This window comes from Clostridium simiarum, from assembly GCF_018919175.1.
Lineage (GTDB): Bacteria > Bacillota > Clostridia > Clostridiales > Clostridiaceae > Clostridium_L > Clostridium_L simiarum.
Genome location: NZ_JAHLQL010000004.1, coordinates 126,774 through 141,759, shown reverse-complemented (window position 1 = coordinate 141,759; position 14,986 = coordinate 126,774). Strand labels below are relative to the sequence as shown.

Genomic DNA, 14,986 nt, shown 5'->3' with positions numbered 1-14,986 from the left:
TTTAAACTTACAAGCTGTAAAAAACTTCTAAGTTCTTCTTTCCCCTATTATACCTATCAATAGTATAGCTTCCCATGTCATCTCCTTGAGCTTCTTTTATAGCTGACCATATACTCCAGAAAATATCTTGACATATCTTATATATGAGTATTCTCTTTTTATATTTCTCCTCTGGCTCTCCGTTGAAATATATGTTTAAAAATAGTTCCTCATCTAATTTTGAAAACTTACATTCTAGAGAATAAGCAGCTAAATCCCACATGGCATCGTTCATACCACTATATTCCCAGTCAATAAGATACAGTCTGTCAGCCCCTTTAACAAAGTTCTCAGCTAAGGCATCATTATGGCAGGCTACCAGTTCTGAGTCTAAGTCTTCTAAAAGTTCTTTAAAGGCAAATACCTTTTTCTTTATATCTTGGTAATCTTCAAAGAACTCTCCACCTACCTTTTTAAGTAAAGCTTCATATTCCTCAATCTTATCAAAAGTATCAAAGGTATTTTTAAACTTTGCCCCTGAAGTATGTAGCTTTTTTAATATATTAGCGGAAAGCACCATATTCTCTTCTTTCTTAGCGCTCTCCCCTGTAAAAGTCTCTGCATTTTCTATAAACTTTGCTATTTTAACCCCACTATATTCATTAAAATAAATTATATGGCTATCGATATCAGATTTAGCTATTTGCTCTGAATTATACTTTTCATCTTTTCTATTTACTATTTCATTACTGCCAGTACCAGGAGCTCTAAGCACATAATTTTCTCCATTCATAGTGAATTTATAATTTCTATTAGTTAATCCACCTAGCTTCTTTAGATCTTTTATGTCTTCATCTTTCACATTAAGAGCTTCTATAATATAACCTTTTAATATAGCTTCCTTTACTTCTTTTTCTTTTATTTTTAATTTAGGGAAAACGTAGTTAACCATGTTATCATAGTGCTCTTTATGGTCTATCTCTCCCCAGATTAAGTCATCCACCTTTACATAACCTACAGGATTATCCTTTGACACATCCATCAATACATACTCATAATTTAAATATGGATTTTTATTAAGCTTAAATTCTTCAAGCATTTTCCCGTAAACTTCATGGGATATTTTACATATTCCTATCATTTCTCCATCAATTTTATTTAATTGATGTTTATCCTTTGACATTTTAAATATTTTTTCTTCTCTTATGTCTACGAAAGCCTCATCTCCTGAACCACTTTCTGTGGTGACTACCATACAATTCTTAAAAGCACTATCTATTATCTCCCACAAAGCCCTCTCCTCGAAAACTATATCGCTTTCTATCAATATGAAATCTTCTTTAACAAAATCCTTTGCATAAGCTAAAGAGCTCATAGTTCCAGTCCATTTATATTTAGGGTTTTTTATGATTTTAAAACCTCTCTCTTTTGCCAACGCTTCATAATATTCACTTTCATATCCTGCTATAACTAAAATATCCTTTATACCATTTTCCTCTAATAAGTTAAGTATTCTCTCTATTATAGTTCCCTCAGGTATTTTTAAAAATCCAACAGGTCTACCGAATTCCTCCGATAATCCTGCTGCTAGTATAACTGCTTGATTAATCATAGTGCCATCTCCTTAATTAACTAAATAAACTCTAAGTTTTTCTTTGCTCTATTGTATCTATCTATACCGTAGCTTCCAAAATCATCTCCCTGAGCTTCCTTTATATTTGTCCAAGTACTCCATAAAAGATCCTGACATATTTTATATATCAATATTCTCTTCTTATACTTTTCCTCTGGTTCTTTACCAAAGTATATATTTAAAAATAATTCCTCATCAGATTTAGAGAAATCACATTCTATTGAATGAGCTGCTAAATCCCACATTGGGTCATTCATACCACTATACTCCCAGTCAATAAGATATATTCTGTCATCTCCTTTAACAAAGTTTTCTGGCACGGTGTCATTATGACAAGCTAATATGTCAACATCTAAATCCTCTAGTACCTTTTGAAGATTCATAACTTTTTCCTTTACTTCGTAATAGTCTTCAAAATTCTTTCCGTTAACTTTTTTAAGAAGGGTTTCATAGTATTCTATCTTTTCAAATACATCAAAGCGATTTTCAAATTTTAATCCAGAAGTGTGGAGCTTCTTTAATATAGACGTAACCAAGTACATATTTTCCTCTTTTTTTGCACTTTCTCCTGTTAAGGTTTCTGCATTTTCTATGAATTTTGCTATCTTTATTCCAGATACTTCATCAAAATATAAAACCTTTGTGTCTATATCTAACTTTGAAGCTAAAACGGAATTTCTATTTTCCTCTATTCTATTTATCATGTCATCAGTTCCCGTTCCAGGAATTCTTAACACATAACTTTCATCTTTTATTATTACCTTGTAATTTTTATTAGTCATTCCTCCTGCTGGTTTTATAGATCCAATTTCACTTTCATCTATTTTTAGTGCCTCTATTAAGCATTTCTTTAAACTTTCTTCTTTAAATTCAATTTCTCTTCTCTTAAGAGTGGGATAAGTGTACTTAACTATTTTTTCATAATGCTCTTTATGATCCACTTCGCCCCAAACTACATCGTCTATTTTTACATATCCTACATCATAATTTCTTGCCACATCTAATAGAGAATATTCATAATTTAAATAAGGGTTTCTATTGTCCTTAAACTCCTCAAGCATTTTATTAAATACATTGAAAGATATTCTGCTTACCCCTATCATCTCTCCATCTATTTTGTTTAACTGATGCTTGTCCTTTGACATCTTAAATAAATGTCCCTTTCTTATTTCCACAAAAGCTTCATCCCCTGATCCACTTTCGTTAGTTATAAGCACACAATCTCTATGAGGGCTTTCAATAATCTCTTTTATAGCCCTTTCTTCAAAAACTAAATCACTCTCTACTAAAATAAAATCATCCTTTATAAAATCCTTAGCTAACACTAGAGAATGCATAGTTCCCGTCCATTTGTATTTAGAATTTTTTATAGTTTTGAATCCTCTTTTTTCCGCTAATTCCTCATAATAATTATCTTTATAACCTGTTACTACTAATATATCTCTAATTCCATTTTCCTCTAAAATATCTAATGTTCTTTCTATTACTTTACAATCTGGTAAGTCTAACAACCCAACAGGCCTTCCAAATTCCTCTCTTTCACCAGCTGCTAAAATAACTGCTTGAGTAATCATCTTTCTTCCTCCCTGATGCAAAACTATTTTTTTATAAGAAGTACTTTTTAAGTGATCTTCCAATGCTTTAATACCCTTTTCATTTACTATGTAACAAAATTCTCTACTACTTTTCTGTATGTAAATATATTCCTCTTTAATAAGCTTTTTAATGATACCATTAATATTTCCTATAGATAAATCTGCCATCTTTGCTATAGCTCTTTGGCTTAAGTTTTTATCCTTATTTATTATTTCAAGAACCCTTAAAGCCTTATCTCCCAACATTTGCGTTCCCCCTTTTTTTGACCCCCGGGGGTGTATTTCCCGAGGCTATTCCTATATTCTTGAGCTTTATTTCCCAAGAATTATATGGCATCTCACTCTGGAACTTGTCCTAAGTTTATGTTATGAGCTTGCCCACATTACAGATACGTTCATAATCTGAACATGTTTATATTATAAATTAATATTATGGATAAAGCAACAAATTTATGTATAATTAGATCACATTTTGAATGTGTAATACAATTAAAATTAGCTACAAAAGATTTTTGTATAATCTGCATAGACTTTTATATAATCTACATTGATAAATAATATTAAACCGTGATAATATGTATTTAAGTAAAAATCTATAACCATAGGAGGATTGGAAATGAAACATAGAAATTTCCTGTTTTTGTTGTCTACAATGCTGTTTTTAATCTTTTTTAAAGTAAATGCTTCTGCTTTAAGCAATAACACTATTACATATCAGGTGAATACTCCAGTAAAAAATGTAGGAGAGGTTTTTGATATAAAAATTAATGCTTCAAATTTTAGTGGTCTTTATGGAGCCTCTGTAGATTTAAAATATGATACTAATACAATAGAAATAGTGGATATAGTTAAAGGGAATGTTTTTTTTAGCGATAATTCTTACCACTATATAATTAAAAAGGATGTAAATAAAGGACTAATAAGCTTTATTACTACCTTTACAGGTAACTCAGTAGCATCCTCTAATGCTCCAAGTAATATAATCACTATAAAAGCTAAATTTATAAAAGAAGGCCAATTTAGTTTAAATGCCAAAGGTGGTACTTTAAGAGATGACAATAATATTGTTGTTAAGCTATCTGACATAAATGCTAATCCAATGCCTGTTGTTTATTATAACAATATATATACTATGCAAAGTTCTTCTAATAACCCTGATGTAGATGCACTATATAAAAATACCTACGATTCTGTGCAAAAGGCAGTAAATAAAGCTGAGCAATATGGAGTAAAGCCATTCTTTAGTGATAAAAACGGTGGTCCAAGCTCCACAATTAATGTATTAGATGCAGTGAAAAATGGACTTATGGTAGATATCTTATATGCTAGAAGTAATATAGATAGATTGCCTTCTAATTTATTGAATTTTAAGCAAACCTTCTCCTCTATTTTGGATAACTACCAGCATCCTGTATATGAGAGAATAGTTTACACAATAAATAAAGCTTATGACTCCCCTACTCAAAAGGATCTAAATACTGCCAGACATTTAATGAATGACTGTCCTGATCACTTTAAATCATCATATAGTTCTGCTTTAGACAAGATACAAATGACTATGTTTAATAACGCAAAGGCTCTAGTGGACAAAGCTAACGCATCTCAATCTGACACAGATATATTAAATGCTCAAAGAGCTATTGATGAGTTGAAAACTAATGAATTTATGACAAAAGACATTGAAAAGTTTATAAATTCTTTGACCCCCGGGGGTGTATTTCCCAATGCTATGCATTAGTTTGTGAAGTGTATTTCCCAAAATACTTAACTAGATAAGTAATATAAAATACCTAATAAAATACCTAATATAAAAACTAATAAAAATAATTTAATAAGAACAGATTAATAAAAAACATATAATAAAAAACATATAATAAAAAACATATAATAAAAAATATAATAAAAAGTACTTAATCCTTTGAAGATTAAGTACTTTTTATTATATATAGAATATCTCCTATATTTGTATCATTTAAAACTCAAAATTAAGCCTCCTTGTGTTTTTATATTTTTCACGCTTCATCAAACACAAGGAGGTCTATTTAAAGTAGGTTCTAAACCTGTGATTTGAACTTATTTTATTTAAGTATCAAGCAAAGATTTATGATCTTGTATAAGGCTTCTAATCTGATATCTCAAATCTGTACTTTGGCTATAACCTTCTAATAAGATACCACGGCTTATAATTTGACTATATTCACTTACTCTTTTAGTACTCATCTTGTAAGTTGAAGATGAGTTTCCTTAAAATATCATTATTACTGTTGAAGATGAGTTTCATTAAAATATCATTATCTCTGGTAAGTATGAGATAAAAAACTCACCTTCACCACTGAATGCCTTAATTCATCAAACTCTTAATTACTTTACTTTACATATAAACTTTTCTAAAGCTTCTTTCCAATCTCTCATGTTATTTCCTATAGTACATCTTAACATCATATTATCAAGAGATGAATAAGAAGGTCTTTTAGCTGCCCTATCTAATTGTTCTGAGGTTATTGGTTCCACCTTGCATGGAATATTTGAATATTCTACAATAGCTTTGGCAAAATCATACCAGCTACACTCTCCCTGACCAGTACAATGATATATTCCATATTCCTCTGTTACGGCTAGAGCTAAAATGTGGTGTGCTAAATCTTCTGCATAAGTAGGATTTCCCCTTTGATCATTTACTACTTTTAACTCTCCCTTTTCCTTAGCGGCTTTCATTATGGTTTTAACAAAATTACTACCATTAAGTCCATAAAGCCAAGCAGTTCTTAAGATGAAATATCTTGAACAAAATTCTCTAACATAATTTTCTCCTAAAAGTTTAGACTTACCATAAACACTTAAAGGATTTGTTATATCGTACTCTTTATAAGGCTCATTTCCGTTACCTGCAAATACATAGTCTGTAGATACTTGAACTAATTTAGCTCCTAATTCCTCTGCAATTATAGCTAAATTTCTTGCTCCTAGGGCATTTATCTTAAAGGCCAAATCCTCTTGCTTTTCGCAGTTGTCTACGTTTGTATAAGCTGCACAGTTTATTATTAATTCTGGTTTTAATTCTTTTGCTACTGTTTTACACTTATTTAGATTAGTTATATCTAATTCATCCACGTCAAGGGCCATTATCTCACAGTTATTGTATACTGAATCTATGTTGCCTAATTCAGATTGTCCATTATTAATAATGTTAATAATTTGACTTCCTAATTGTCCTTTTGCTCCAGTAATTAAAATTTTCATCTAGTATCACCTCATATAATTTAGTCATAACATTTAGCGGAAAGCTTTTTTAATCCTACCTAATATTATGCATATTAACTTTATATTTTTCACATTTTAGATTATCTATAAAATAAAAACTTTTTATAGAAATATATTCCCACAGGCTACTTAAGTAAATCAATTTTGGTATAATATCCTCTGAACATATGATAGATCACACCATGAAATTAATATATGATAGATAAATCTCATAAGAGATAGCTTTTAATATACCTCCATAAAAGAGGGTATCATTCCATCAGTAAGCTTTCTATATTTAACTGGTTGAGTTTTCCTATGTTACTATTTAATAATTACCGTACCTATGTGAAGCAATTTGAAAATTAATGTAGATATATGAACTAATTGCCTATTGATTATCTACTTTTTCATTATACTCTTCACTTTGGGTATCACTCTATCCATAGCAACAGCCCATATAGCATCCTTTGTAATAAATAATAAGAAAGCATATACAAAGGAGCAACTTATTACTGTGGCTACAATATATAAATACATATTTGATATTGTAGATTTAAAAATAAGGCCTATAGGTAAAAAGGTTAATGCATATAAGAAATATTTTAAATTCTTAAAGGTAAACATTTTAAACTCTAGTTTCAAGACTTTTCTTACATAAATATATTCAAAGAATACTAGTAAATAATTACTAAATGTAGTTGTAATTATAGCTGTCACTTCGTTAAATATACCCATCTTTAGGAAAACTAAGTTTAGTATAGTATTTACAATCCCTGCAAGAAATATCATTTTAACCAGTTCTTTTTCTTTCTTGTTTACATACATAACCTGGTTTGTAAGTATTGCTTCAAAACCTAAGGATATCATGTAAACACAGAAGACCTCAAGCACAGGCCCTCCCCCTGGATACTTTCCTTTTCCAAATATGATAAATATCTCCTCAGCTAATATAAACATCCCTATAGCTACAGGAAATAAAAATGCAAATAAGGTTTGAGTTATTTTATTCAAAAGTTTCAGGTATTTTGTCCTATCCTTGCCAGCTATGATATTAGCAAGTCTTGGTATGGTTACAAATACTACAGAAAGTACTAGGGCATTTATTATGGTCATTACATTATGTGCCACAGAATAATAAGCTGCGGAAACCTCACTTACATAAAGTCCTAACATAGCCTTATCTAGTTGAGTATAAAGTACATTTCCATTAGACATTATTATAACCAGTATAAGGAATTTAATATGTCTTTTAATCTTTATATTACTAAAATCAAAACCTACACCTTTTTTTATGTAAAAATAACTTATGATATTATTTAAGAAGGTTGAAAATGTAGTTAAAAATACATACATCAAAAAGTCATCTGAAGACTTTACAGTTAAAAATAAAAGTACTGCATAAATTAGCCTTACCACTATGGTCTTTAATGTTATGAAACCGTAGTTTTCTAAAGCCTCATTTGCCCATTCAATATAAAATATATTGGAAATCATATTAAGAGCCAGTATTAAATGCACTACAAATGCAGGTGTATCTTTAAAGGCAAAGAAACTAAATAATACATATATTATAAGCGTTCCTATATTTGATGCTATTCCAATTACAAAGAAGCTGGTAAAAAGCTGAGACATCTTCTTTTTATCACTTCTTACCTTGCTTATTTCTCTAATGGCATAGTTATATATTCCAAAGCCCGCAAATATAAAGAAGTAATTAAAAATAGAATAAGCAGTAGTATACCTACCTATTAAGGTCTGATCTATTACTCCATAAGTATAAGTGGCTATAATAACTGGCATAACTATATTAAACAAATTCAATAAGATTTTATAAAAAGCATTTTTAGCTATAGATTTACTCATTTATTTTTCCTTCCTTTGACCATTTTTGATCGAAATCTTTTTATCCCCAAAGTCACATAAGTTGGTACTAGTAAACCTAAGGTTATGTATAAAAGCCATAAATGTCCTGGATTATATGTAAACCAAATGTCATTTAACTTTTCAAACTCAAAGGCTCCCAATTTATAAAAAATCCCGTTAATTACAAAGAATACAATCATATGATTTAACATTATATGCATGGTATTTTCCCCAATGGTATATAAAAAATCATTGTCTGGGAATAATTTAACCATAGCCTTTGCCACAAAAATAGACATATATATTCCTGTAAGACTTACCACAAAAGGAAGAACTAATCTTCCATAATAATTTGCCCAAGCTAGCTCATAATCTATTATCCCGAACTTAACTATACAGAAAACCTGTGTTATAAATACTATTAGCATATTTCTACTTCTAAAAAGGTTCTTGTCCTCTAATCTTTTCCTGTAAAATATTCCAAAATAATAGAAGAACATACAGAACATAGTTCTGATTATAGGTAGATATATGCCCTTTGGCTTAGGATAAATCTTTGCAAGATAAGTACCTGCAAGGCCCATTAAACAAAATAATAGTAAATGCAAATAGTCATTTTTAGTAACCTTTTTAGAATATTTATAAATAATCACAAAGGACGCTTGAATTAAAAACAATTCAATTAAAAACCATCCCGACAAAAATAGATGATATTGATGCCCATCTATAAAGGGCTGAACAAAGAAATTAAATAGGTTTGGTTTTTCTCCTAGGGTTATGTTATATCTTATCATTAAAAAGTAAGTTATTGAAGCATAAACTATATTATATATAAAATAAGGTACAAGCATCCTTTTAACCTTTTTTAATATGTATTTTGGCACATTGTCCTCATAAGTTTCTTTATATAAATATCCGGACACAAATATGAAAAGTGCCATATGGAAAGAATAGGGTGAAAACCACAAAAATATTTGATAGCCATGGGTCATTACTACAAGTATTATACCTATGGCCTTTAACATTGCCATTTCTTTATTTCTCATTTTAAACCATACTCCTTATTAGTTCCTTGACGCAATTCTTTGATATATTCCTTAAAATTTTGTATTTACTTATAATCAAGGATTCTTAGATTCAAGTTAAGAGATATATTATGAACTTCAATCACCTTAGAAGCTTCCTCAGTGATCTTAGAATAAGTGGTTAATAAATATATTATGAACCTAAATCTTTGAATAATCTTATGATATTTCATAGCTAAAGTTCTCTTCAAGGAGACTTCTCTTTTGAACTTTAGCTATGAAATTCTATTTCTTTTAATAACCTGTATAAATCATTTTTATCAAACTCTATACAAATCTATAAATCACTTTTAGTAAACTCTATGTAAAGCTATAAATCACTGCATATATAGCTTATTTTCTTGGTTTAATCATAGCTATAAAACTCATTATATCCTTTTTATAAAATACAAATACAAATACTCCGAAACATATTACATAAGTCATTAATCCTATGTACCAATTCATAAAATAAGAGGTAAATAAAAATAAAGCTATTATAAAAACTTCTAGTAATATAGATCTATAAACTTTAATACGAAGCTTTTTCATAAAAAAGCCGTCTGAATAAAGCACCCAAATCATAAAGGATATTAAACTAGCAGCAGCTATAGATAAAGTGCTCTTAAAGGTAAAATAAGCTATGGTGTTAGTTATAACACCTAAGGAAAATGCTATTATATTATTTTTAGTGTATTCTTTTGTAAGCTTTAGTACTTTATAAAAGTTTGATATCAATACAGATATTTGTGCACTTAAAAGCACTGTAGGTATTAAAAATATAAGAATACCTAGAGAATCTACATAGTTACTTAAAAATCTTATAACTATAAATTTAATCACAAAAAATCCACTAAGACTAGCACCAATTATTATGCTTACAGAGGTTTTAATATCTCCATATATATCCTTAAGCCTTTCTTTAGGAGTCCTTGTAAGATAAGGATACATCACTGTATTTAAAGAGTTCAATACTATATAAAATAAGGATACAATAGAATAGGCAAAGGAGTACATAGCGAAATCTTCTTTGGTAAATAAATTATCTATAAATAACCTATCTATACCTATTATGATAATGTTCATAAAGTTACCTATCATAACAAAAAAGCCTATGTTTATGTTTTCTTTAATATCTTTAATATTGTCCCTAATAGATTCGGACTTTCCAAATACTAAGTCCTTATCAAAATATATGTATATAAGAAGAATTATTAAATTAACTCCTGTTTGAAGGATTATATATGCTCCATGGGCAAAATTATGTACATAAAATAAAAGTAAACATCCTATTACGTAAAATAGTTTAGTTAGTATCAAGTTAAAAGAAAATAACTTAAATTCCTTTGTGAATTGATGAATAAAGGAAAAAAATGTAGTTAAATTCATAATTAACATATTAATAGCAACAAAATTAAAAATAGTTCTTCTTGAAGGATCTATGGTAGTCATTGAAATTACACCCATCATTACTGCCATAATTATAACTTGAAATAAAAGCAAAAACTTAAAGTAAGCTCTAAACTTTTTCTTTGGCAATTCATTATAATCATAGCTACCATATCTTAAAAGTATACCATCTATAAATCCTAAATGCATAAATCCCACATAACCTATATAGAAAGTAAATACTTTAATAGCTGCATAATCATCTATAGATAAAAATTTAGGAAGTAAAAATCCTGTAACAATTCCTATGGCGAAATTTAGTATATTTGCACTTAAAGTGTATGTAAAATCTTTTAACTTACTATTCATATTCTCACTCGCTTACATTTAAACTTCTCGCTTATAATATCATAATTTATCTATTTATGTCTACTTGCAATAAACAGAGTTCTTGCCTTTAGATGGAGCTTTGCTCCCTCTAAAGCTTAGAAATCGTTATCCAGGGACGTAGCCGCTCTTTATTCCCACTTTGAAAAAGATGGAGTATTAGAGCGGGTAGTCATCGGATAAACAGAGTTCTTGCCTTTAGATGGAGCTTTGCTCCCTATAAAGCTTAGAAATCGTTATCCAGGGACGTAACCGATCTTTATTCCGCTTTGAAAAAGATAGGAATATTAGAGCGGGTTAGTCATCAGATAAATAGACAAAAACCCTTGTAAATATAAATATACAAGGGTTTTATCTCTTTTATTTGAAGTAATCAAATATTATATCTGCTATTTTCTTAGCTTTTTTATGTTGTTCTGTGGAATCTGCACATCTTATAGCTTCATTCTTATTGGTTATAAAGCCTAATTCTAAGAGCACAGAAGGCACGTCTATATTTCTAGTTACAGCTAATCCATGATCGTGAGCTTTTCTGTTTGTATATCCCAGCTCTGAACTTAAGCCATTAACAAGTTTATTTGCTAATTCTCTACTAATTATGGCTTCTTTACATGGTGTATAATCTATAAGTAAATTATCATAGCTATATCCACCTGGATCTACTCCTGGTGCCACTCCTTCATTATCAAGAGTTGGTCTATAACTACTATAGTGTGTACTTATACCACTAGCTGAAGATGCTCCACTGTCATGATGAAGGCTTATAAAGAAGTCAGCCTTTGCTTTATTTGCTATTTCTGTTCTCTTCCTTAAACTAGTCTGAAGATCATCTTTAAGTATCTCTCCTGGTTGTCTTGTAAGTATTACATTAAATCCATAAGACTCTAAATAAGTTTTAAGCTTTAATGCTACCTCCATATTTAGATCTCTTTCAGAATAAGTTATACCATCAAATTTAGCATAAGCACCATCATCTCCACCGTGGTTATGACCTGGATCTATTACTATAGTCTTACTTTTAATAGAAGATCCTTCTATTATAAATGGAATTTCCTTAGATTCGTCAGCGGAATTCTGTGAATTTTTATCCTTTATATCTACCCAGATTTTATAAGATCCTCCTGATGTAGGTTTCCAATTAAATGTATTGGAAGTAGAATAATCTTGAACCACAGTCCACTGTATACCATCACTTACCCAGAATTTATATAGAGGATTTATAGCTCTTCCACCATTAGCCTTAACAGTAATTGTATTTCCTGCCTTTTGCGGGGAAGCAACACTTGTAGTTACACTTAATGGTTGTCCACCAATTATTTCATAGTCTACAGACTTATAAACATCATAAGTATTTGGTGAATTGGAGGCTTTAGCCTCTACCCAAATACCATGCTTTCCTAATATAGTAGGTGTCCATGTAGTGCTATTGCTATAATCATAATCTCTTATAACTCTCCACTTTATACCATCTGAAATCCAAAATCTATATAAAACATTTTCTCCAGCTCCATTTACAGCTATATTAACTGGTTTTCCTTTATAAGGTGCTGGTGAAATTCCTGTATTAGAAGATACACCGTCTACAGTTATATCTTTTATTTGTGGGTTTATATAGTATGGAATTTCAAGAGAGTGTTCTACATCTCCGTTTGAAACACTTTCCCTAGCATCTACCCATATTCCATGCTCACCGGATCTTTGTGGTGTCCATTGAATAGAATTACTAGTTGAATAATCTTTAATTACTCTCCAACCTCTATCATCCTTTATCCAATACCTATAAACAGGATTTATGAATCCACTTGACTGAACTTTTATGTTTATAGACTTTCCAAAGCTTTGAGGTGAATTGACATCTGTAGTTAAAGAAGTAATCTTTCCAACTTGGTTTTTTATGGAGTAGTAAATCTCTTTAGAATGATCTACAGTATTGTTAGAATTTTTATCTTTTATATCAACCCAAACTCTATAAGTACCTTCTTTTGATGGCTTCCAATCATATGTATTAGAAGCTGAATAGTCTCGTACAATCTTCCATGAGTTCCCATCATGTATCCAAAACTTATAAAGAAGATTGCTTCCACTTGCATTAACTGAAACTCTTATATTGCTTCCTACCTTTTGTGGTGAAATTTTATCAGTAACAATTTCATTAATAGTAGGTTTTGAGTTATTTGATACAAAGCTTATTGTTCTATCTTCTTTTATTACAGAGTTATCATTACCTACAACTTCAACAGTTATAGTATTTTTTCCTGAATAAAAATGTTTTGCTGGAATTACTCCATAGTATCCGCTTTTATTCCCTAGAGGATATCCTGGAAATGCAGCATCTACATCTGGTCTATTAACTCCTGTGGTTATACTGCTTATAAAGTTTCCATTTACATAAACATTAATATTCTTAACTCCTGAGCCCATAAGTGCCCATCCTGAAAGTACCACATCATTATTATTAATCACTTGATTAGTCTTAGGGTCGTCTATAAACATTTTTGAAGGCTTATTAGTCTTCATTATAAAGTTTATATTTCTTTCTTCCTTTTGAGTAGTTCCATCATTGCCTATAACTTCAACAGTTATAGTGTTTTTACCTGAATAAAAATGTTTTGCTGGAATTACTCCATAATATCCACTTTTATCCCCTAGAGGATATCCTGGAAATGCAGCATCTACATCTGGTCTATTAACTCCTGTGCCTATACTACTTATAAAGTTTCCATTTACATAAACATTAATATTCTTAACTCCTGAGCCCATAAGTGCCCATCCTGAAAGTACCACATCTTTATTACTAATCACTTCATCAATTTTAGGATCATCTATAAACATTTTCGAAGGCTTGTTAGTCTTCTTTATACTGTTTATAGTTCTTTCTTCCTTTTGGATAGTTCCATCTTTTCCTAGTGCCTCAACTTTTAATATGCTTTCACCTTGTGGTATAGCACTTGCTGGAATAGAGAAGAAATAACCACTCTTATCTCCTGATGGATATCCTGGAAACGCAGCATCTACATCTGGTCTATTAACTCCTGTATTGGTTTCACCTACCAAATTGTTATTTACATAAAAAGATACTTTCTTTATGCCATAGTTGTTTAAAGCCCAACCAGAAACTTCCACACTACTATCTAAATAATTTTGATTTTGAATAGGTGTATCTATAAACATTTTGTTTGGTAACTTTTTAACTGGAGAACCAGTTATCATAATATTTATCATGTCAATTATTTGTGTACCATAACTAAGAGAAGGGGCCCAGTTTCCACCTAGGTCTGAAAGATTCTTAGCTCGTCCCATTAAAAACGAAAAATGTCTAGGATCAAAAGTATCCTTTCTTGGATATCCTTCCGCTCCTGCATATATTGCTAAGTGATCTAAATGAGCTTTTATTCCTTCTTCCCAGCTGTTAAATCTTTGGTGAGCTGAAGGGTCACTATCTCCTCCACCTGCTGAGGTTTTCATTCCACAAGGGTTATTGAAAGATTCATCTAAAACCCCTGTAAATCTACCATAGCCTGTTTCCTTTGCTGATTGTGCATAAGCAATAGCAGGATTTACCCCTCCATGACTAGGAGCCAATTCCACATATAATTTAGCTAAAGAAATAAAAGTTTCTGTAGCATTATTTTTTCTTGCCCAATCCTCCATCTGTTTAACTGTAATACCTGTGTTAGATACTATTGGTATGTCTTTCAAAGGTAATGTTTCAGCAGATGCTTGTACAGCTAAATTTTGAGGAAACGTTAGGAAGAGTATTAAAACCCCCACTAAGGATATCTTCCTAATGAGTTTATACATTAATAAATTTCCCCCCTTTGTTTTGATATTTT

General features: G+C 30.3%; 8 protein-coding genes. 1 reads left to right on the top strand and 7 read right to left on the bottom strand.

Annotated elements, in window-relative coordinates; all coding sequences use genetic code 11:
• Positions 1-7: 7 nt before the first annotated feature.
• Together KQI89_RS12185 and KQI89_RS12180 are read right to left on the bottom strand one after the other, a co-directional pair.
• Positions 8-1,591, bottom strand: coding sequence for an NTP transferase domain-containing protein (locus tag KQI89_RS12185; protein ID WP_216457296.1), 1,584 nt, complete (start codon positions 1,589-1,591; stop codon positions 8-10).
• Positions 1,592-1,611: 20 nt separating this feature from the next.
• Positions 1,612-3,453 (bottom strand): NTP transferase domain-containing protein, encoded by a 1,842-nt coding sequence (locus KQI89_RS12180; protein WP_216457295.1) that lies wholly within the window; start codon positions 3,451-3,453, stop codon positions 1,612-1,614.
• A gap of 370 nt (positions 3,454-3,823) precedes the next feature.
• On the opposite strand from KQI89_RS12180, the gene KQI89_RS12175 reads away from it, so the two are divergent.
• On the top strand, positions 3,824-4,945 hold the full coding sequence (locus KQI89_RS12175; protein ID WP_216457294.1) for a cohesin domain-containing protein: 1,122 nt from the start codon (positions 3,824-3,826) through the stop codon (positions 4,943-4,945).
• Positions 4,946-5,568: 623 nt separating this feature from the next.
• Here the strand turns inward: KQI89_RS12175 and rfbD are convergent.
• The 5 genes from rfbD to KQI89_RS12150 all read right to left on the bottom strand — a co-directional run bounded on the left by rfbD (position 5,569) and on the right by KQI89_RS12150 (position 14,954).
• Entirely contained in the window at positions 5,569-6,447 is an 879-nt protein-coding gene (gene rfbD / locus KQI89_RS12170) for a dTDP-4-dehydrorhamnose reductase (RefSeq protein ID WP_216457293.1), read from the bottom strand.
• Positions 6,448-6,849: 402 nt separating this feature from the next.
• On the bottom strand, positions 6,850-8,313 hold the full coding sequence (locus KQI89_RS12165) for an oligosaccharide flippase family protein (protein ID WP_216457292.1): 1,464 nt from the start codon (positions 8,311-8,313) through the stop codon (positions 6,850-6,852).
• Positions 8,310-9,359 (bottom strand): acyltransferase family protein, encoded by a 1,050-nt coding sequence (locus tag KQI89_RS12160; RefSeq protein ID WP_216457291.1) that lies wholly within the window; start codon positions 9,357-9,359, stop codon positions 8,310-8,312. Before KQI89_RS12160 ends, KQI89_RS12165 begins: the two co-directional genes overlap by 4 nt.
• A 372-nt stretch (positions 9,360-9,731) precedes the next feature.
• Positions 9,732-11,135 (bottom strand): oligosaccharide flippase family protein, encoded by a 1,404-nt coding sequence (locus KQI89_RS12155; protein WP_216457290.1) that lies wholly within the window; start codon positions 11,133-11,135, stop codon positions 9,732-9,734.
• A gap of 378 nt (positions 11,136-11,513) precedes the next feature.
• Positions 11,514-14,954, bottom strand: coding sequence for an N-acetylmuramoyl-L-alanine amidase (locus tag KQI89_RS12150; RefSeq protein WP_216457289.1), 3,441 nt, complete (start codon positions 14,952-14,954; stop codon positions 11,514-11,516).
• Positions 14,955-14,986: the final 32 nt, after the last annotated feature.